This is a genomic window from Micromonospora cynarisoli (assembly GCF_030518815.1).
Classification (GTDB): domain Bacteria; phylum Actinomycetota; class Actinomycetes; order Mycobacteriales; family Micromonosporaceae; genus Micromonospora; species Micromonospora wenchangensis.
The window spans coordinates 7,210,490-7,230,834 of the sequence record NZ_CP130426.1 but is presented as its reverse complement, the minus strand read 5'-3'; the positions used below and the strand labels follow the sequence as shown (position 1 = coordinate 7,230,834).

The 20,345-nt window shown below is 73.1% G+C and carries 17 protein-coding genes and 1 pseudogene; 1 reads left to right on the top strand and 17 read right to left on the bottom strand.

The features are described from left to right. Nucleotides 1-7: 7 nt before the first annotated feature. The 16 genes and pseudogenes from def to pyrR form a co-directional block, all read right to left on the bottom strand. A complete protein-coding gene (def, locus tag Q2K16_RS31715) occupies nt 8-568 on the bottom strand; it encodes a peptide deformylase (RefSeq protein ID WP_302742302.1) in 561 nt (186 codons plus the stop codon). A 109-nt stretch (nt 569-677) separates the two neighbouring features. Further along, nucleotides 678-1,661, bottom strand: coding sequence for an AAA family ATPase (locus Q2K16_RS31710; RefSeq protein WP_302742300.1), 984 nt, complete (start codon nt 1,659-1,661; stop codon nt 678-680). Nucleotides 1,662-1,851: 190 nt separating this feature from the next. After that, nucleotides 1,852-3,894, bottom strand: a complete 2,043-nt coding sequence (locus tag Q2K16_RS31705; protein WP_302746685.1) for a primosomal protein N' — start codon at nt 3,892-3,894, stop codon at nt 1,852-1,854. Between the two features lie 71 nt (nt 3,895-3,965). Further along, nucleotides 3,966-5,159, bottom strand: a complete 1,194-nt coding sequence (metK, locus tag Q2K16_RS31700; protein WP_302742298.1) for a methionine adenosyltransferase — start codon at nt 5,157-5,159, stop codon at nt 3,966-3,968. An 89-nt stretch (nt 5,160-5,248) separates the two neighbouring features. Next, a complete protein-coding gene (coaBC, locus tag Q2K16_RS31695) occupies nt 5,249-6,457 on the bottom strand; it encodes a bifunctional phosphopantothenoylcysteine decarboxylase/phosphopantothenate--cysteine ligase CoaBC (RefSeq protein ID WP_302742296.1) in 1,209 nt (402 codons plus the stop codon). A 14-nt stretch (nt 6,458-6,471) separates the two neighbouring features. Next, nucleotides 6,472-6,735 (bottom strand): DNA-directed RNA polymerase subunit omega, encoded by a 264-nt coding sequence (gene rpoZ, locus Q2K16_RS31690; protein WP_007075826.1) that lies wholly within the window; start codon nt 6,733-6,735, stop codon nt 6,472-6,474. 60 nt (nt 6,736-6,795) lie between these two features. Further along, nucleotides 6,796-7,327 (bottom strand): annotated as a pseudogene (locus Q2K16_RS31685) (nucleoside/nucleotide kinase family protein); the annotation flags it as partial. 25 nt (nt 7,328-7,352) lie between these two features. After that, nucleotides 7,353-7,670 (bottom strand): integration host factor, actinobacterial type, encoded by a 318-nt coding sequence (gene mihF, locus Q2K16_RS31680; protein WP_067309448.1) that lies wholly within the window; start codon nt 7,668-7,670, stop codon nt 7,353-7,355. A gap of 174 nt (nt 7,671-7,844) precedes the next feature. Next, a complete protein-coding gene (pyrF, locus tag Q2K16_RS31675; RefSeq protein ID WP_302742284.1) occupies nt 7,845-8,684 on the bottom strand; it encodes an orotidine-5'-phosphate decarboxylase in 840 nt (279 codons plus the stop codon). A 71-nt stretch (nt 8,685-8,755) separates the two neighbouring features. After that, the gene (locus Q2K16_RS31670) at nt 8,756-10,030 is read right to left on the bottom strand and encodes an adenosylmethionine--8-amino-7-oxononanoate transaminase (protein WP_302742283.1); all 1,275 of its coding nucleotides are present in this window, start codon (nt 10,028-10,030) and stop codon (nt 8,756-8,758) included. Nucleotides 10,031-10,121: 91 nt separating this feature from the next. Beyond that, a complete protein-coding gene (locus tag Q2K16_RS31665) occupies nt 10,122-11,174 on the bottom strand; it encodes a quinone-dependent dihydroorotate dehydrogenase (RefSeq protein WP_302742282.1) in 1,053 nt (350 codons plus the stop codon). 115 nt (nt 11,175-11,289) lie between these two features. After that, on the bottom strand, nt 11,290-14,685 hold the full coding sequence (gene carB, locus Q2K16_RS31660; RefSeq protein ID WP_302742281.1) for a carbamoyl-phosphate synthase large subunit: 3,396 nt from the start codon (nt 14,683-14,685) through the stop codon (nt 11,290-11,292). After that, the gene (carA, locus tag Q2K16_RS31655; protein WP_302746684.1) at nt 14,678-15,889 is read right to left on the bottom strand and encodes a glutamine-hydrolyzing carbamoyl-phosphate synthase small subunit; all 1,212 of its coding nucleotides are present in this window, start codon (nt 15,887-15,889) and stop codon (nt 14,678-14,680) included. The genes carB and carA overlap by 8 nt, the downstream gene beginning before the upstream one ends. Nucleotides 15,890-16,130: 241 nt before the next feature. Beyond that, nucleotides 16,131-17,462: a dihydroorotase gene (locus Q2K16_RS31650; protein ID WP_302742280.1), complete on the bottom strand. Its 1,332-nt coding sequence runs from the start codon at nt 17,460-17,462 to the stop codon at nt 16,131-16,133. After that, nucleotides 17,459-18,412: an aspartate carbamoyltransferase catalytic subunit gene (locus tag Q2K16_RS31645; protein WP_302742279.1), complete on the bottom strand. Its 954-nt coding sequence runs from the start codon at nt 18,410-18,412 to the stop codon at nt 17,459-17,461. The genes Q2K16_RS31650 and Q2K16_RS31645 overlap by 4 nt, the downstream gene beginning before the upstream one ends. Nucleotides 18,413-18,461: 49 nt before the next feature. Beyond that, nucleotides 18,462-19,043, bottom strand: a complete 582-nt coding sequence (gene pyrR / locus Q2K16_RS31640) for a bifunctional pyr operon transcriptional regulator/uracil phosphoribosyltransferase PyrR (RefSeq protein WP_302742278.1) — start codon at nt 19,041-19,043, stop codon at nt 18,462-18,464. 286 nt (nt 19,044-19,329) lie between these two features. Between pyrR and bldD the strand changes: the two genes are divergently transcribed. Continuing rightward, on the top strand, nt 19,330-19,818 hold the full coding sequence (gene bldD / locus Q2K16_RS31635) for a transcriptional regulator BldD (RefSeq protein WP_013285505.1): 489 nt from the start codon (nt 19,330-19,332) through the stop codon (nt 19,816-19,818). Nucleotides 19,819-19,913: 95 nt separating this feature from the next. On the opposite strand, the gene nusB is transcribed toward bldD, so the two are convergent. Then, nucleotides 19,914-20,324: a transcription antitermination factor NusB gene (nusB, locus tag Q2K16_RS31630; protein ID WP_302746683.1), complete on the bottom strand. Its 411-nt coding sequence runs from the start codon at nt 20,322-20,324 to the stop codon at nt 19,914-19,916. Nucleotides 20,325-20,345 lie beyond the last annotated feature (21 nt).

Here is a 20,345-nt window from a genome sequence, read left to right as displayed (position 1 = left end):
GGGGAGGTCACCGGCCCAGGCCGAAGGGGTTGCCGGCGGCGTGCGGGCTGACCTTGACCGTCGGCGGGGCGGCCTCGTCGTACCAGTCGGCCTGGCGGATCGCCTTCATCGCCTCCTTGCGCCCGGCCGGGTCCAGCCGGTCGACGAAGAGCACCCCGTCGAGGTGGTCGGTCTCGTGCTGGACGCAGCGGGCCATCAGCCCGGTGCCGACGATCTGCAACGGGTCGCCGTAGCCGTTGAAGCCCTTGGCGATCACGTTCTGCCGGCGCTTGGTGTCGAAGTAGAGCCCGGGGATCGACAGACAGCCCTCCGGGCCGTCCTGCTCCTCGGTGTCGGGGAACTCCAGCACCGGGTTGACCAGGTGGCCGAGCACGTCGTCCACCTCGAAGGTGAAGACCCGCAGGCCCACCCCGAGCTGGGGGGCGGCCAGCCCGGCACCGCTGCGGTCACGCATCGTGTCGGTGAGGTCGGCGATGAGCCTACGCAGCTCGACGTCGAAGTCGACGACCGGATCGGCCGGCGTGCGCAGCACCGGGTCCCCGAACAGACGGATGGGCTGGACGGTCACGCGGGGTGGCTCCTTCGTTGGACGGCGTGGTGCCGTACCAGTCTACGGAGTCCGGCGGCGGCACCGGCCGGCGTACCGCGACAGGTGGTGATCGGGGTGTGCGGCCGGCTCAGGCGCCGGCCCCCGGGTCGCCGGCCAGTACGGCGTCCCCGCCGAGCAGGGCGTGCGCGGGCAGCGGGAGCCGGGTGCCGTGGGCGGCCTCCCAGTCGTGCACGAGGCTGGGGCGCACGTGGGCGGCGAAGTAGTCGACGGCGCTCGTCTGCCCGACGACCGGCTCGTCCATCTCGGCGACGAGCTGCGCGGGCACCAGCCGGAAGCCGCTGCGCAGCGCGGCGCTGAGCCGGCGGTGCCCGTCGACGACGAAGAAGTACTCGCCGGTGAAGCCGATCCGCAGCGGCGCGAGGGCCTCGTCGCCGGCCGCCGCCAACTCCTCGACGAGCCCGGACCCGTCGAGCCCGCGCAGGGTGGCGACGTCCTCGGTGGGGTAGACCCGGGCCGGGTCGAGCAGCAGCAGCGGGGGGGCGTCGCGCAGCACGTCGGCGGCGAGCCGGCCCTCGTAGGCGTCGACGATGTGCGTGATGACCTCCTCGGCGGAGGCCCGGGTGGTGTCGCAGACCAGGTCGTAGTTGCGCAGCCGGGCCTTGTCGACGCCGTAGCGGAGGATGAACCGGTTGCGCTCGCTGTCGCTGCGTTCGCGCAGTTTGGCCTCCGCCTCGGCCAGCGAGGTGTAGCTCTCGGCCGGCCCGGAGGGGCGCAGCAGCACCCGGCGGGCCGCCTCGGCCGGCTCGGTGATCATGTGCACCTTGAGCGCGTCGGTGAAGAAGTGCCAGGCCAGCCGGGAGTCCATCACCAGCGACTCGCCGGAGGCGGCGATGTCGCGCTGGAGCTGGTCGACGTAGCCGTCGACGGCCTGGTCCAGCTCGGCGTGCAGGTTGAGCTGGAGCGCGGTCATCTGGCGCTCCTGGGCCATCTGCCGGTAGAGGTCACCGACGCTGACCCGGCGCAGGCCCAGCCGCTTGGCGATCTCGACGGAGACGGTGCTCTTGCCGCTGCCGAGGTCACCGTTGAAGACGATCGACTGACGAACGGTCACGACTGGTCCACCCCTGCTCACCGGCTGATTGACATCATCGATCTGGCGTCGACCCGACGCGTTCCGCCTTCGTCGCGCCATTCGTGCGCCCGGGCATGACGGGCGATGCTATCACGCGTACGCCCGCCGTCCGGCGGACCCGGGGTGCGACGGCGGGCTGGCCGGGCACCCGACGGAACTGATCGGTGACTCAGAAGAGACTGAGCGGGTCGACCTGGAGGCGGACCGGTTCGGCGGCCCGCCTGGCGCTGCGGACGCCGGCGGCGGTGTGCAACGCCCCGGCCAGCGCGGCGGCCCGGGACCGGGGCACCCGGACCAGCATCCGTTCCCGGTCCTCGTCGGCGGGGACCGGGCCGAGCACCTCCGCCCCGTCCGGCAGCCGGGCCTGCGCCAGCAGGTCGGTCACCGCCTCCGCGCCCCCGGTGACGCTGGCCATCTTCACCGCCGGGGGGAAGCCCAACTCCCGCCGCTCGGCCAGCTCCCGCGCGGCGAACCAGCCCGGGTCCCAGCGCAGCAGCGCCTGCACGGGGGCCAGCGCCCCGTCGGCGACCACCACCACCTTCCCACCGGCCGGGGCGGGACGGGCCAACGCCGCCGCGGACAGCCACCGCCGCAGCGCCTCCTCGCCGGCCCGCAGGTCGGCCCGGGTAAGCAGCGCCCAGGAGTCCAGCAGCAGGACCGCGCCGTACCCGCCGTCGGCCACCGGTTCGGCGCCCGGGGTGGCGATGACCAGCGCGGCACCGCCCGGCACGGCGGCGAGCACCTCGTCGCGGCCCGAGGTGCGTACCGGCACACCGGGAAACGCCCGACCCAACTCCTCGGCGGTCCGGCGGGCCCCGGTGACGGCCGCCCGCAGCCGCCGCCCGCCGCACTGCGGGCAGGCGTACGCGGCGGTGACCCGGCCGCACCAGCGGCAGGCCGGGGGGGCGTCGGCGGCGCGCAGCGCCAGCGGGCCGGCGCAGTGCGGGCAGCGGGCCGGGGTGCGGCAGTCCGCGCAGGAGACCGAGGGCAGGTAGCCCCGGCGGGGCACCTGGACCAGCACCGGCGCGTCCGCACGCAGGGTGTCCCGGGCGGTGGTCCAGGCCAGGCTGGGCAGCCGGGCCGTCGCCGCGCCCGGGTCGCGGGCCAGTTGCGGGTCGTCCCCGGTCGGGGCGATCGCCGGGGTACGCGCCCGCAGGGTCGCCCGGTCCGCCACCACCTCGCGGGCCCACCCGGTCTCCACCAGCAACTGCCCCTCGGCGGTCCGGGTCCAGCCGCCGACCAGCGCGGCGGCGTCGGCGAGCCGGGCCCGGGTGAGCAGCACCTCCCGCGCGTGCGGGTAGGGGGCCCGGGGCTCGGCGTGCAGGTCGTCCCCGTCGTCCCAGATCGCCACCAGACCGAGCCGGTCGACCGGGGCGAACATGGCGGCCCGGGTGCCGATCACCACCGGCACGTCGCCCCGCCGGGCGGCCAGGAAGGCCCGGTAGCGGCGGGCCGGCCCGAGCGCGGCGGAGAGGGTCACGTGCCGCCCGGGGCCGAGCAGGGCGGTCAGCGCCACGTCGAGCCGGTCGAGGTCCCGGGCGTCGGCGACCACCACGACCGCGCCCCGCCCACCGGCGAGGGTGGCGGCGACCGCGTCGGCGTAGCGGGCCGCCCAGTCCTCCCCGGCCAGCGCCGACCAGACCGCCCGGGGGGCCCGCCCGTCGGCCAGCGCCGTCAGGAACGCCGGGCCGGCCGGATAGTCCCGCCAGCCACGCGGGTCGACGCCGGGCGGAGCGGCACCTGCCGCATCGCGCGGGACGACGCCGGCCGCACCGGGCGGGTTGGTGCCGGCGGCACCGGGCGGATCCAGTCCGTCCCCGGCGCGCGGGTCCGGGTCGTCCCCGGGGGGCGGCGTCGGGCCGCCGCCGGCCGGGTCGGGGTCGGCCGGGTCGGGGTCGGCGCAGGATTCCTTCTCGACCCGGGCGTGTCGGGGCGGGACGGCCAGCCGGAGCACGTCGGCGAGGTTGCCGGCGTACCGGTCGGCGACCGCGCGGGCCAGCCGGGCCACCTCGGGGGCGAGCACCGGCTCCGGCGAGACCACCTTCTCCAGGTAGGCCAGCCTGCCGTCGTGCGCGGAGGTGTCGACCCGCTCCAGCAGCCACCCGTCGACCAGTTGACCGGCGAAGCGGACCTTGACCCGCACCCCGGGGACCGCGTCGTCGGTCAGCCCGGCGGGAACCAGGTAGTCGAAGGGACGGTCGAGGTGCGGCAGCGCGACGTCGACGCAAACCCGAGCGACCGGCGACCCGTCAGCGGGTCGCCGGTCGCTGGGCGTGGTGCCGGTCAGGCGCCCGCTACCGACTTCAGGTCGGCGGCCCGGTCGGTGTTCTCCCAGGTCAGCTCCGGCAGCTCCCGGCCGAAGTGACCGTAGGCGGCGGTCTGCCGGTAGATCGGGCGCAGCAGGTCGAGGTCCCGGATGATCGCGGCCGGACGCAGGTCGAAGACCTCACCGACGGCCTTCTCGATCGCGGCCACCGGCACCGTCTCGGTGCCGAAGGTCTCGATGAAGAGACTGACCGGGTGGGCCTTGCCGATCGCGTACGCGACCTGCGCCTCGCAACGCTCGGCGAGGCCGGCGGCGACCACGTTCTTGGCCACCCACCGCATCGCGTACGCCGCCGAACGGTCCACCTTGGACGGGTCCTTGCCGGAGAACGCGCCGCCACCGTGCCGGGCGTACCCGCCGTAGGTGTCGACGATGATCTTCCGCCCGGTCAGACCGGCGTCGCCCATCGGGCCACCGATCTCGAACCGGCCGGTCGGGTTGACCAGCAGCCGGTAGCCCTCGGTGTCCAGACCCAGGCTCTCCAGCTCCGGGGCGATGACGTGGTCCCGCACGTCCGGGGTGAGCAGCGAGTCCAGGGAGATGTCGGCGGCGTGCTGGCTGGACACCACGACGGTGTTCAGCCGCACCGGGCGCAGCCCCTCGTACTCGATGGTGACCTGCGTCTTGCCGTCGGGCCGCAGGTACGGAATCGTGCCGTCCTTACGCACCGCGGACAGCCGCTGGGCCAGCCGGTGCGCCAACGCGATCGGCAGCGGCATCAGCTCGGGCGTCTCGGAGCAGGCGAAGCCGAACATCATGCCCTGGTCGCCGGCGCCCTGCGCGTCCAGCGCGCTCTCCGACGCCCCGGTCCGCAACTCGAAGGCGTTGTCGACGCCCTGGGCGATGTCCGGCGACTGCGCGCCGATGGAGACGCTGACGCCACAGGAAGCGCCGTCGAAGCCCTTCTTCGACGAGTCGTAGCCGATACCGAGGATCGTCTCGCGGACGATGGTCGGGATGTCGGCGTACGCCTTGGTGGTCACCTCGCCGGCGACGTGGACCTGACCGGTGGTGATCAGTGTCTCGACCGCCACCCGGCTGTGCGGGTCCTGGGTGAGCAGGGCGTCGAGGATCCCGTCGCTGATCTGGTCGGCGATCTTGTCCGGGTGGCCTTCCGTGACCGATTCGGACGTGAAGAGGCGGCGTGTCACGGCACTCCTAAGCTCTTTAGATAATCGTTGCGCAGCAGTCTAATCACCCTCGTGTACCGCTTACGACCGGACGAGCCGGCATCCACCGTTCAGGATTGGACGGACCAGCTGTCGCGCACGAGGTCCCAGACCCGGTCGGCCAGGTCCTCCTTGGCCTGCTCGGGCAGGTGGTGCACGCTGCCGTCGGCACCGATGACGGTGGCCGCGTTGGTTTCGGCGCCGAAGACCCTGTCGACGCCGACCTCGTTGACGACGACGAGGTCGGCGCGTTTGCGGGCGAGTTTGGCCCGGCCGTTGGCCTCGGCGTCGCCGGTCTCGGCGGCGAACACCACCAGCACCTGCTCCGGTCGACGGCGACGGCCCAACTCGGCGGCGATGTCGGGGTTGGTGACAAGCGCGATGGTCGGCGCGCTGCCGTCGTCCGACTTCTTGATCTTTCCGGTCGCGTAGGTCGCCGGTCGGAAGTCCGACGGTGCCGCCGCCATCACCACCGCGTCGGCGGCCTCCGCGGCGGCCAGGGTGGCCACCCGCAGCTCCTCGGTGGTGCCCACCCGGACCAGGTCGACCCCGGCCGGATCGGGCAGCGAGACGTTGGCGGCGATCAGGGTGACCCGGGCGCCCCGGGCGACGGCGGCCCGGGCGAACGCGTAGCCCTGTTTGCCGGAGGAGCGGTTGCCGAGGAAACGGACCGGGTCGAGGGGTTCCCGGGTGCCGCCGGCGGTGACCACCAGGTGCCGGCCGGCCAGATCGGCGGGGGCGTCGACGCCGCGGGCGAGGGTCCGGCGGGCGACGGCGAAGATCTCGGCCGGGTCGGGTAGCCGACCCTTGCCGCTGTCGACGCCGGTGAGCCGGCCGACGGCGGGCTCGATCACCCGTACCCCCCGGGCCCGCAGGGTGGCCACGTTGGCGACGGTGGCCGGGTGCTCCCACATCTCGGTGTGCATCGCCGGGGCGAGCACCACCGGACAACGGGCGGTGAGCAGGGTGTTGGTGAGCAGGTCGTCGGCGAGGCCGTGGGCGGCCCGGGCGAGCAGGTCCGCCGTGGCCGGCGCGACCACCACCAGGTCGGCCTGCTGGCCGAGCCGCACGTGGGGCACCTCGTGCACCGCGGACCAGACGTCGTCGGCGACCGGCTGGCCGGACAGCGCCGCCCAGGTCGGCGCCCCGACGAAGCGGAGCGCCGACGCGGTGGGCACGACCCGGACCCGGTGGCCCGACTCCGTGAACAGCCGCAGCAGCTCGCACGCCTTGTAGGCGGCGATGCCACCGCCGACTCCGAGCACGATCTCGGCGGACATCGGGGGTACTGGGGTTACGGCTGGTCGGTCGGCTCGGCGGTGAGCAGGCCCGCGTTGATCTCGCGCATGGCGATGGAGAGCGGCTTCTCCTGCGGGGTGGTCTCCACGAGCGGGCCGACGTACTCAAGCAGGCCCTCGCCGAGCTGGCTGTAGTAGGCGTTGACCTGACGCGCCCGCTTGGCGGCGAAGATCACCAGCGCGTACTTCGAGGTGGTCTTCTCGAGCAGCTCGTCGATCGGCGGGTTGGTGATGCCCTCGGGGTTGGCGATGGATCCCACGAAATACCTCTGCCTCTGAAGTGGCTGGTAGCTCGGCCGCGCGGGGCGGCCGGTCGCCCGACCACGCTGCGGTGGCCGGGCGGGAGCCAGATTAGGACGAACCGAGCAAGCCTACCAGCTCAGCGGCGGCGCGCTCGGTGCGGTCGTGGTGGACGACGCGCGTGGCGACGGCCACCAGGGCCGGGTCCGGGCGGTGTCCGGGCGGCAGCAGCAGCACCAGGCTGCTCTGCGGCAGGGCCTCGTGGACGACGAGCGCCCCGGGCGGGTCCAGCGGCAGCAGCACCGGCCGACCCCGCGCCAGCCGGTCGATCAGCGGGGCGCGCGGGGTGCCCCGGCGGTACGGCCCGGCCCGGGACCACTCCAGCAGCTCGCCCGCGGCGATCATCCGGTCGAACTCGGCCGGCTCCCGGAAGAGCCGGTCGAGGCCGTCGGACTCGCCGGTGCGAGGCGCCCGGGTGGTCACCGGGACCGGCACCCACACGGCGGGAGAACGCGCCCGGACCGCCTCGACCACACCGCCCCGGCCGGCACCCGAAGGTCCGGTCAGGACGGTGAGCCGTGCCGCCGGGCACGCCTCCTCATCCGTGCTCACCGCTTGTTTGTACCTGCTGCGACGGTCAGTTGGCGGCGAACTCTCCAAGCAGCGCCTTGCGCTGCTGCTCGCCCAGGCCACGCAGGCGGCGGCTGTCGGCAATCTTGAGCTTCTCCATGATCTGGGTGGCCCGGATCTTGCCGATACCCGGCATCGCCTGCAGCACGGCCGACACCTTGAGCTTGCCGACGACGTCGTCGGACTCGGCTCGCGCAAGGACGGCAGCCAGGGTGGTCTTGCCCTGCTTGAGCTGCTCCTTCAGCTCAGCACGGGCCTTGCGGATCTCCGCGGCCTTTTCCAGCGCGGCAGCGCGCTGCTCGGGGGTCAGTGACGGGAGCGGCACCAGTTCTCCTCAGGTCCCTATCGCGACGGGCGGAACGCACCGCCGCTCTGTGAAACGTGGTGTCGCTGGCAACCAAAGGGGTCCGTGGTTCCCAGCGCGGGGAAAACTAGCGTTCGGCGGAGTTTTCGGCAACGTGGACGCGCGATGATCAACGTAAAGTGACCGAGCCGTCAGTCAGTGTCCGGCAGCCAGAATGTGCCGGCAGTCGGCCGCCAACCGGGCCGCCGCGGCCCGCAACGCGTCGGCGTCGGGACCCGCGTTGAGTACCTCCCGGGAGTACGACGGCAACACTGCGGACAGGCTCGGACCGAACACGGTGGGTAGATCGGCCGCCGTCGCACCCTGCGCGCCGAGGCCCGGAGCGAGCAGTGGGCCATTGACCCGCGACAGGTCGTGACCGGTGTCGCCGATGGTCGCGCCGACCACCAATCCGATGCTGCCCAGCGGCTCAGCACCCCTGTTGAGCTGGGAAATCTCATCGATAACAAGTTGTGCGACGGTACGCCCACCGGGGGTGACGGCACGCTGCACGTCCGCCCCCTCGGGGTTCGAGGTGAGCGCTAACACGAAGACTCCGCCGCCGTGCGCGGCCGCCGTCTCGAACATCGGGGCCAGCGAACCTACTCCCAGGTAGGGGCTCGCCGTGAGCGCGTCGACATACATCGGGCTGGATGGATCAAGGTATGCGGAAGCGTACGCGGCGACGGTCGAGCCGATGTCGCCACGCTTGGCGTCAAGGAGAACGAGCGCGCCAACATCACGTAACTGTCGGATAGTTGACTCAAGAATCGCCACCCCGCGGCTCCCGAATCGCTCGAAGAAGGCCGACTGAGGCTTGAACACCGCAACCCGGTCACCAAGCGCTTCCGCGACGGTCCGGACGAACCGTTCCAGACCGTCGACGTCGTCCGCGAGGCCCCAGCGGGCCAGCAGACCCGGATGCGGGTCGATGCCCACACAGAGCGGCCCGCGCTCGGCCACCGCCCGGTGCAGACGGGTTCCGAAGGTCTCCATCCGTTACTCCCTCTCGTCTCGTACTCCGCTGCTGCGGGACGACGGTCGCCGCCCCAGTTCCGCCCCGGCACTCAGCCGGCCGCCACGGCGGCGGCGATCCCGGCCGCGATCCGGGCCACGTCGTCGTCCCCGGCCACGTACGGCGGCATCGCGTACACCAGGTCGCGGAAGGGGCGTAGCCACACGCCCCGGTCAACCGCGGCGGCCGTCGCCGCCGCCAGGTCCACCTCGTGGTCCAGCTGCACCACGCCGATCGCGCCCAGCACCCGCACGTCCGCCACCCCCGGAGCGCCCCGCAACGGCTCCAGACCGGCCCGCAGCCCCGCACCCACCCGCGCCACCTCGGCCGCCCAGTCGCCGGCCCGCAGCAGCCCCAGGGAGGCGTTGGCGACGGCACAGGCCAACGGGTTGCCCATGAACGTCGGCCCGTGGGCGAGCACCCCGTCGGCGGAGATGCCCCGGGCCACCTCCGGCGTGCACAACGCGGCCGCCAGGGTGAGGTAGCCACCGGTGAGCGCCTTGCCCACGCAGAGCACGTCCGGGGTCACCCCGGCGTGCCCGGCGGCGAACATCGACCCGGTCCGGCCGAACCCGGTGGCGATCTCGTCGAAGATCAGCAGCACCCCGTGCGCCCGGGTCACCTCGCGCAGCACCCGCAGGTACCCGGGGTGGTGGAACCGCATCCCGCCGGCCCCCTGCACCACCGGCTCGACGATCACCGCCGCCAACTCGTCGGCGTGCCGGGCGACCGCGTCGGTCAACGCCGTCACGTACGCCGGGTCGGGCGGGTCGGTGAAACCGCCGGGCGGCACCGGCGCGAAGACCTGCCGGGGCAGCACGTCGCCCCAGAGGTGGTGCATCCCGCCCTCCGGGTCGCAGACGCTCATCGGGTGGAACGTGTCGCCGTGGTAGCCGCCCCGCCAGGTGCCCAGCCGGCGACGCCGCGGCCGGCCGGTGGCCCGCTGGTACTGCAGGCACATCTTGATCGCCACCTCGACCGACACCGACCCCGAGTCGGCCAGGAAGACGTGCGCCAACCCCGGCGGGGCCAGCTCGACGAGCGTCTCGGCCAGCCGGACCGCCGGCTCGTGGGTGAGCCCGCCGAACATCACGTGACTCATCCGGCCGAGCTGGTCGGTGACGGCCGCGTCCAGCACCGGATGCCGGTACCCGTGGATCGCCGCCCACCACGACGACATCCCGTCGACCAGTTCCCGGCCGTCGGCCAACCGCAGCCGGACGCCCTCGGCGCTGTGCACCACGTACGGCGGCTGCGCCGGCGGCAGCGCCGCGTACGGGTGCCAGACGCGGGCCCGGTCGACGGTCAGGATCTCCTCGGGCGTCACGCGTGCTCCTCCGTACCCTCGTCGGTGGCGGCGTCGGGGCGGACGGGCGCGCCGGGCGGGCACGACCGGAACCCCGGACGTGCCCGCCGGCTCACCTGCCGCCCACCGCCCGGTCACCCGCCGGGACCCCGGTCCCGGCCGGAACCCGGGCGGCGGCCCGCACCAGGGCCGGGCCCCGGTAGATGAACCCGGTGTAGAGCTGGACCAGGCTGGCCCCCGCGTCGAACATCCGGGCCGCGTCGTCCGGGTCGAGGATGCCGCCGACCCCGATCACCGGGAGCCGGCCCCCGGTCTCCCGGTGCACGAACGCGACCATCTCCCGGGCCCGCCCGGTCAGCGGACGGCCGGACAGCCCACCGGTCTCGACGCCACGGTCCCGGTCGGCGGGGGCGAGCCCGTCGCGGGCCAGCGTGGTGTTGGTGGCGATCACACCGGCCGCGCCCCGGGCCAGGCACACCTCCAGCAGTTCCGCCACGGCCGGCTCGGTGAGGTCCGGGGCGATCTTCACCAGCACCGGCTTCTCCCCCACCAGGGCGGCCAGCAGGGCGTCCAGGTGCGCCTTGTCCTGCAACGAGCGCAGCCCCGGGGTGTTCGGCGAGGAGACGTTGACCGCGAAGTAGTCGCCGTACCCGCGCAACGCCCGGTACGAGGTGAGGTAGTCCTCGACCGCGTCCTTTAGGGGGGTCACCTTGGACTTGCCCAGCGAGATGCCCAGCGGCACCCCCAGCGGGCGGGGCGCGGCGGCCAGCCGGTCGGCCAGCGCCTGCGCCCCGGCGTTGTTGAAGCCCATCCGGTTGATCACGGCGGCGCTGTCGGGCAGCCGGAACAGCCGGGGCCGGGGGTTGCCCGGCTGGGCGTGCGCGGTGACCGTGCCCACCTCGACGAAGCCGAACCCGAGCGCCGGCCAGGCCGGCAGGGCCACCCCGTTCTTGTCCATCCCCGCCGCCAGGCCCACCGGGTTGGGGAACTCCACCCCGAACACCGTCCGGGGCGCCCGGTGCAGGTTGCGGGCCCGCAGCAGCGCCAACGCCGCCGGCCGCCGGGACAGCGTCGCCAGCCGCCGCAGCGTCCACTCGTGCGCCGCCTCCGCGTCACCGCCCCCGATCCGGAACAGCACCCGCCGTACGCCCCGCTCGAACATCACGATGCCTCCCGGCCGACGCTCTCGTCGGTGATCAGGAGGTTCGCGTCACCGCACCCGCCGTCAGGTGACCGAAACCCCGTGACCACCGAACCGAGCGGGGGGTGGGAGCAGGGGGTCACTGGGCGGCCCGGAGGGCGGCGTGGAGCTCCTGGAGGGGACGCACGCGCATGTCGCCCCGGATGCGGGCCTCGATGCCCATCACCGCCGCCGCCACCCCCGGCACCGTGGTGATGCAGGGGATGTCGGCCGTGACGGCGGCGCTGCGGATCTCGTAGCCGTCCGAGCGGGCGCTCGCGCCCGACCCCTGCGGGGTGTTCACCACCAGCGCCACGTCCCCGGCGAGGATCATCGACACCGCGTCCGCGCCCTCGCCGCTCTGGTAGTGCTTGCGGATCTGCTCACAGGCGATGCCGTGCCGGCGCAGCAGCTCGGCGGTACCCGTGGTGGCGACGATCGCGAAGCCCAGGTCGGCCAGCCGCTTGATCGGGAAGATCATGGACCGCTTGTCCCGGTTCGCCACCGAGACGAAGATCTTCCCGGTGGTCGGCAGCGACCCGTACGCGGCGGACTGGCTCTTGGCGAACGCGTGCCCGAAGCTGGTGTCGATGCCCATCACCTCACCCGTCGACTTCATCTCCGGGCCGAGCAGCGAGTCGACGCCCTTGCCGGCGGGGGTGCGGAACCGCTTGAACGGCAGCACCGCCTCCTTCACCGCGATCGGGGCGTCAGGCGGCAGCTCGCCACCGTCGCCGGCCGCCGGGAGCAGCCCCTCGGCGCGCAGCTCGGCGACGGTCGCGCCGAGGGCGATCCGGGCCGCCGCCTTGGCCAGCGGCACGGCGGTCGCCTTCGAGACGAACGGGACCGTCCGGGACGCCCGCGGATTCGCCTCCAGCACGTACAGCATGTCGTCCTTGAGGGCGTACTGGACGTTGAGCAGACCGCGCACCCCCACGCCCCTGGCGATCGCCTCGGTGTAGCGGCGCACCTCGGTCAGGTGCGAGCCGGCCAGCGTGATCGGCGGCAACGCGCACGACGAGTCGCCGGAGTGGATGCCGGCCTCCTCGATGTGCTCCATCACCCCGCCGAGGTAGACCTCACCGTCGGCGTCGCAGAGCGCGTCCACGTCGATCTCGATGGCGTCGTCGAGGAACCTGTCGACGAGCACCGGGTGGTCCGGGGAGATGTCGGTGGCCCGCCCGATGTAGTCGCGCAACGTGGCGTCGTCGTAGACGATCTCCATGCCCCGCCCGCCGAGCACGTACGACGGGCGCACCAGCACCGGGTAGCCGATCTCGTCGGCGATCGCCTTCGCCTCGTCGTACGAGGTGGCCGTGCCGTGCGCCGGGGCACGCAGGCCGGCGCGGGCCAGCAGCGCCCCGAACGCGCCGCGCTCCTCGGCCAGGTGGATCGACTCCGGGGAGGTGCCCACCACCGGCACCCCGGCGTCCTTGAGCCGCTGCGCCAGCCCCAACGGGGTCTGCCCGCCGAGCTGCACGATCACCCCGACCACGCCGGGGCCGCCGGCCGCCCGGCCGGACGAGTCCTCGGCGTGCCAGACCTCCAGCACGTCCTCGAAGGTCAGCGGCTCGAAATAGAGCCGGTCGGCGGTGTCGTAGTCGGTGGAGACGGTCTCCGGGTTGCAGTTGACCATCACGGTCTCGTAGCCGACGGAACCGGCCACGTCCGCCGCGACGGCGCCCGCCGTGCCGCGCGGGGCGGCCCGCAACGCCTGGACGGCGTGCACGCAGGAGTAGTCGAACTCGATGCCCTGGCCGATCCGGTTCGGCCCGGACCCCAGGATCAGCACCTTGGGCCGGTCCGACGCGGCGACCTCGGTCTCCTCGTCGTACGTCGAGTAGTGGTACGGGGTGCTCGCCGCGAACTCGGCCGCGCAGGTGTCCACCGTCTTGTACACCGGCCGCACGTCGAGCCGGTGCCGCAGGGTGCGGACCCCGTCCTCGGCGGCCAGTTCCGGACGCAGCGCGGCGAGCTGCCGGTCGGACAGCCCGGCCCGCTTGGCCCGGCGCAGCAGCCCGGCGTCGAGCACCGGGGCGGCCACGATCTCGGCCCGCAGCTCGACCAGACCGGCGATCTGGTCCAGGAACCACGGGTCGATCCCGCCGGAGGCCGCCGACACCTCGGCGACCGACGCGCCCAGCCGCAGCGCCCGCTCCACGGTGTAGAGCCGGCCGTCGTGCGGCATCCCCAGCGCGGCGAGGGTGTTCTCCCTCGTCGCGTCCTGCGGGTCCGGCCGGGTCCAGAACCCCGCCGCCGACGTCTCCATCGACCGCATCGCCTTGTTGAGCGCCTCGGTGAAGTTCCGGCCCAGGCTCATCGCCTCGCCCACCGACTTCATCGTGGTGGTCAGCTCCGGGTCGGCGCCGGGGAACTTCTCGAACGCGAACCGGGGGATCTTCACCACCACGTAGTCGAGCGTCGGCTCGAACGCGGCAGGCGTCTTGCGCGTGATGTCGTTGGGGATCTCGTCGAGGGTGTAGCCGATGGCCAGCTTCGCGGCGATCTTGGCGATCGGGAAGCCGGTGGCCTTCGACGCCAGCGCCGACGACCGGGACACCCGGGGGTTCATCTCGATCACCACGATCCGGCCGTCGGCCGGGTTCACCGCGAACTGGATGTTGCAGCCGCCGGTGTCCACCCCGACCTCACGCAGCACCGCGATGCCCAGGTCCCGCAGGTTCTGGTACTCCCGGTCGGTGAGCGTCATCGCCGGGGCGACGGTGACGCTGTCGCCGGTGTGCACGCCCATCGGGTCGACGTTCTCGATCGAGCAGACCACCACCACGTTGTCGTGCCGGTCGCGCATCAGTTCGAGCTCGTACTCCTTCCAGCCGAGCACGCTCTCCTCGATGAGCACCTCGTGCACCGGGCTGGCGGCCAGGCCGGCACCGGCGATACGGTCCAGGTCCTCGTCGGTGTGCGCCATGCCGGACCCCAGGCCGCCCATCGTGAACGACGGCCGGATCACCACCGGCAGGCCCAGCTCGGCGACCGTCTCACGGACCTCGTCCATCGAGTGGCAGACCCGCGACCGGGGCACCAGCGCGTCCGGGTCGGGCAGCCCCAGCCGTACGCCGGCCTTGGCGACGATCTCCTTGAACAGCTGGCGGTCCTCACCCCGGTTGATCGCCTCGATGTTCGCGCCGATCAGCTCGACGCCGTACTTGTCGAGCACCCCGGCGGCGTGCAGGGCGACCGCGGTGTTCAACGCGGTCTGCCCGCCCAGGGTGGGCAGCAGCGCGTCGGGCCGCTCCTTGGCGATGACCAGCTCGACGAACTCCGGCGTGATCGGCTCGACGTAGGTGGCGTCGGCGAACTCCGGGTCGGTCATGATGGTCGCCGGGTTGGAGTTGACCAGGCTGACCCTGATCCCCTCGCTGCGCAGCACCCGGCAGGCCTGGGTGCCCGAGTAGTCGAACTCGCAGGCCTGTCCGATCACGATCGGCCCGGAGCCGATCACCAGGATGTGCTTGAGATCGTCGCGCTTAGGCATTCGTGCGCCCCTCGCTGTGGTTCCGGCCCGCGCCGGGCTGCCCGTCCGGGCCACGGCCCTCGATCAGCTCGGCGAAACGGTCGAAGAGGTAGTCGGCGTCGTGCGGGCCGGCTGCCGCCTCCGGGTGGTACTGGACGGTGAAGGCGGGCACGTCCACGGCCCGCAGCCCCTCGACGACGTTGTCGTTGAGGCAGACGTGCGACACCCGCACGCCGCCGAACTCGGTGTCGATGACCTGGTCGGGGACGACCGCGCCGGCCGGCCCGTCGCCGTGGCCCGGCCAGGCCACCGCGAAGCCGTGGTTGTGGCTGGTCACCTCGACCTTGCCGGTGGCCCGGTCGAGCACCGGCTGGTTGATGCCCCGGTGGCCGTAGCCCAGCTTGTAGGTGCCGAAGCCGAGCGCCCGGCCGAGGATCTGACTGCCGAAGCAGATGCCGAACAGCGGAATCCGCCGGCCGAGCACCTCCCGGGCCAGCGCCACCGGCCCGTCGGCGGTGGCCGGGTCACCCGGGCCGGGCGAGAAGAAGACCGCGTCCGCTCCGGTGGCCAGCAGGTCCTCGATGGTGGATCCGGCGGGCAGCACGTGGGTGGTGACCCCCCGGGCGGCCAGCCGCCGCGGCACGTTGCGCTTGATGCCCAGGTCCAGCGCGGCGACGGTGTACCGGTGCTCGCCCTCCGCCTCGACCACGTACGGCGCGGCGGTGCTCACCTCGGCCGACAGGTCCGCGCCGACCATCTGCGGGGACTCCCGCACCCGTTGCAGCAGGGCGCGCGGATCGTCCTCGACACTGGAGATGCCGACCCGCATCGCGCCACGCTCACGCAGGTGCCGGGTGAGCGCCCGGGTGTCCACCCCGGCGATGCCCACCACGCCCTCCACGCCGAGCCGGTCCTCCAGCCCGCCGGTGGCCCGCCAGTTGGAGCCGACCCGGGCCGGGTCACGGACCACGTACCCGGCGACCCAGATCCGGTCGGACTCGTCGTCCTCCGTGTTCACCCCGGTGTTGCCGATGTGCGGGGCGGTCTGCACCACCACCTGCCGGTGGTAGGACGGGTCGGTCAGGGTCTCCTGGTAGCCGGTCATGCCGGTGTTGAAGACCGCCTCGCCGAAGGTCTCCCCGACACTGCCGTACGACTCACCGTGGAAGGTGCGCCCGTCCTCCAGCACGAGGATCGCGGATCTACGCTTGTTCGTCGCTCGGATCACCGGGCCTGCCCTCCGATCCGGACTGCGGGACTCCGCTTCGCTACGTTCCTCGCTCGAATCACGCGCCCTCCCCCGATCCGGACTGCGGGACTCCGCTTCGCTACGTTCCTCGCTCGAATCACGCGCCCTCCCCCGATCCGGACTGCGGGACTCCGCTTCGCTACGTTCCTCGCTCGAATCACGCGCCCTCCCCCGATCCGGACTGCGGGACTCCGCTTCGCTACGTTCCTCGCTCGAATCACTTGACAGCCTTTCCGTCCAGGACCGTCGGCTCGCCGCGCAGGAAGGTCGCCACGATGCGACCCGGCAGCGTCATGCGGGCGTACGGGGTGTTGCGACTGCGGCTGGCCAGCTCCGCGGGCTCGACCACCCGACGGGCGGCCGGATCGACCAGGGTCAGGTTCGCCGGCACCCCGGGTGCCGGGTCGAGGCCGTGGCCGTCGAGGCCGGCGATCCGGGCCGGGGTCCGTGACATCCGGTCGGCGATCAGGTCCCATCGGGGGCCGAGCACGTCGAGGGCGATGGACAACGCCGTCTCCAGGCCGAGCATGCCCGGCCTGGCGTACGCCCACTCGCACTCCTTGTCCTCCACGGCGTGCGGGGCGTGGTCGGTGGCGACGACGTCGATGACGCCCTCGGCGAGCGCGGCACGCAGCGCGGCGACGTCGGTGCCGGTGCGCAGCGGCGGGTTGACCTTGAACACCGGGTCGTAGCTGGCCGTCGGGCTCCAGTCGGCCCCGAGCCCGGGGCTGGCCAGCGCGCCGCGCCCGGCCACCACCTCGTCGGTGAGCAGCAGGTGGTGCGGGGTGACCTCGGCGGTGACCCGTACCCCGCGCGCCTTGGCCTGGCGCAGCACCTCGACGCTGCCGGCGGTGGAGACGTGGCAGACGTGCAGCCGGCTGCCGACGTGCTCGGCGAGCAGCACGTCCCGGGCGATGATCGCCTCCTCGGCGACGGCCGGCCAGCCGGTCAGCCCGAGCCGGGTGGAGACCTCGCCCTCGTGCATCTGCGCACCCTCGGTGAGCCGGGGCTCCTCGGCGTGCTGGGCGATGATCCCGTCGAACGCCTTGACGTACTCCAGGGCCCGGCGCATCAGCTTCGGGTCGGCGACGCAGTGCCCGTCGTCGGAGAAGATCCGCACCCGGGCCGGCGAGTCGGCCATCGCGCCCAGCTCGGCGAGCCGCTCGCCGGCCAGGCCGACGGTGACCGCGCCGATCGGCTGCACGTCGACCAGCCCGGCCTGCCGGCCGAGCCGCCACACCTGCTCGACCACGCCCGCGGTGTCGGCGACCGGCGAGGTGTTCGCCATCGCGCAGACCGCGGTGTAGCCGCCGAGCGCCGCCGCCCGGGAGCCGGACTCCACGGTCTCGGCGTCCTCCCGGCCGGGTTCACGCAGGTGGGTGTGCAGGTCGACCAGGCCGGGCAGGGCGACCAGCCCGGTGCCGTCGACGACGGCGGCGTCCGGCGCGTCCAGCCCGGGGCCGGTCTCGGCCACGACGCCGTCGCGGAGCAGCAGGTCGGTCGGCGCGCCGCCGACGACGCTCACGTTCTTGATCAGGTACGCGGTCACCGGTTGTTCCCTCCGAGCAGCAGGTAGAGCACGGCCATCCGCACGGAGACCCCGTTGGCGACCTGTTCGACGATGGTGGAGCGGGGCGAGTCGGCGACCTCGGGGGTGATCTCCATCCCCCGGTTCATCGGCCCGGGGTGCATGACGATCGCGTGCTCGGGCAGCCGGCGCAGGCGCGGGCCGTCCAGCCCGTAGCGGCGGGCGTACTCGCGGGCCGAGGGGAAGTAGGAGTCGTTCATCCGTTCCCGCTGCACCCGCAGCATCATCACCACGTCCACCCCGGGCAGCACCGCGTCGAGGTCGTAGCAGACGTCGGTGCCGGGGTCGGCGTCGGTCGCCGCGGACCCGACGCCCGCGCGGGCGGCCCAGTCGACCGGGATCAGCGTCGGCGGGCCGACCAGGGTGACCTTGGCACCGAGGGTGCTCAGCAGCAGCACGTTGGAGCGGGCCACCCGGGAGTGCAGCACGTCGCCGACGATCGCCACGTGCAGGCCGGCGAGCCGGCCCAGTCGGGCCCGCATGGTGTACGCGTCGAGCAGCGCCTGGGTCGGGTGCTCGTGGGTGCCGTCGCCGGCGTTGACCACCGAGCCGTCCACCCAGTTGGCCAGCCGGTGCGGGGCCCCGGAGGCGGGGTGCCGGACGACCACCGCGTCGGCCCCCATCGCCTGGAGGGTCAGCGCGGTGTCCTTCAGGCTCTCGCCCTTGGTGACGCTGGAACCCTTGGCGGAAAAGTTGATCACGTCGGCGCTGAGCCGCTTGGCGGCGGCCTCGAACGAGATCCGGGTCCGGGTGGAGTCCTCGTAGAAGAGGTTCACCACCGTCCGGCCGCGCAGCGCCGGCAGCTTCTTGACCTCCCGGCCGGCGACCGTGGCCATCTCGGCGGCGGTGTCGAGGATCTCGGTTGCGGTGTCGGCGTCCAGGTCGCCCCCGGAGAGCAGGTGTCTGATCATGAGCGGGGCCGCCTCTCGTTCGGGCCTGCCGGGTGGCGTCGGGTCGGGTTCACCGGGTCCCCCCGCAGAGCCGGACCTCGTCGGTGCCGTCGGTCTCGACGAGGGTGACCTTGACGCTCTCGGCGAGCGCGGTCGGGATGTTCTTGCCGACGTAGTCGGCGCGGATCGGCAGTTCCCGGTGCCCCCGGTCGACCAGCACGGCGAGCTGCACCGAGGCGGGCCGGCCGACGTCGTTGAGGGCGTCCAGGGCGGCCCGGACGGTACGGCCGGAGAAGAGCACGTCGTCGACGAGGACGACCCGCTTGCCGTCGATGCCGCCGGGGGGCAGCTGGGTCGGGCCGACCGCGCGGGTGGCGTGCCGACGCAGGTCGTCGCGGTAGAGGGTGATGTCGAGCACCCCGACGGGGACGTCGACGTCCTCGAAGGTGCTGATCCGGGCGGCGAGCCGCCGGGCCAGCGGGGCACCCCGGGTGGGGATGCCCAGCAGCACGGTGTCGGCGGCACCCTGGGTCTTCTCCAGGATCTGGTGGGCGATCCGGTCGACGACGCGCTGGACGTCGGCGCTGGCGAGGATCACCTTCACCGAGGGTTGCCGCTCGGGCGACGGGTCGGCAGCCGGTGGGCAGGCCACGGCGGACCTCCTTCCCCGCCTCACGGGACGGGTCGTTAAAGGATGTCGGGGGTGTCCGGTCGGGTCGTGGGGCCCGACCGGGGCTGGCGGCCACGTTACCAGCGGTCACCTGGCCGTTCGCCGCGACCCACTGATCCCCGGATCAGGACGGTGAAATGCGGACAACTCACCCGCTATCTCCGATGGGAATGTCACGAGCACTTGACCACGTGTCGCAATCCCCGTACCGTCACGCTCCGTAGCGATCGCGGGGAGAACCCCAAAGCACAGCACTGGGAGTGTCCGAATGCCCTCTGAATACGCCAAGTCGCTGGGCGCCCGCCTGCGCTCCATCCGCCAGCAGCAGGGCCTGTCCCTGCAGGGGGTGGAGGAGAAGTCGAACGGACGCTGGAAGGCGGTGGTGGTCGGCTCGTACGAGCGCGGCGACCGGGCCGTGACCGTGTCCCGACTGGCGGAGCTGGCCGACTTCTACCGCGTTCCCGTCTCGGAGCTGTTGCCCGACGGCAGCGGGGTACGGCACGAGCCCACCAGCAAGATCGTCCTCGACCTGGAGCGGCTGTACGACGAGGCCTCCGAGGACCTCGCCTACGTCGCCCGCTACGCCCGCGCCATCCAGCAGCAGCGTGGTGACTACAACGGTCGGGTGCTCTCCATCCGCGCCGACGACCTGCGCGCCCTGGCGATCGTCTACGACGCCTCGCCGTCCGGTCTGATCGAACGGCTCACCGAGCACGGTGTGCTGGTCGCCGACCCGCGGGCGTTCTTCGCCTCCTGATCCGCGGTTCACGCAACGAGAAGGGCCCGTGCCGTCCGGCACGGGCCCTTCTCGTCACAGCGCGCAGGTCCCGCCCGCGCCACGGGCGACCACGCTCAGCGGGTGGCGTACTCGGCGATCCGGCCGAGGATGCCGTTGAGGAAACGCGGCGAGTCGTCGGTGGACATCTGCCGGGCCAGCTCCACCGCCTCGCTGATCGCCACCGCGTCGTCGATCTCGTCGACGTAGAGCAGCTCGTAGACGGCGATCCGGGCCAGGTTGCGGTCGACCGTCGGCATCCGGTCCAGGGTCCAGCCCTCGGCGTAGCTGGCGATCACCTCGTCGATCCGGTCGAGGTGCCCGGCGACCCCCTCGACCAGACCGATCGCGTAGTCCAGGTGCTCCGGACGCGGCTTCTCGATCCGCTCGACGTAGCCGGCGAGCACCTCGACCGGGGGCCGGTCCCGCAGGTCGGCCTCGAAGAGCACGTCCAGCGCCCGCTTCCGCGCCTTGCGGCGCGACGGCATCTGCTGCTTGGGCCCCTCGGC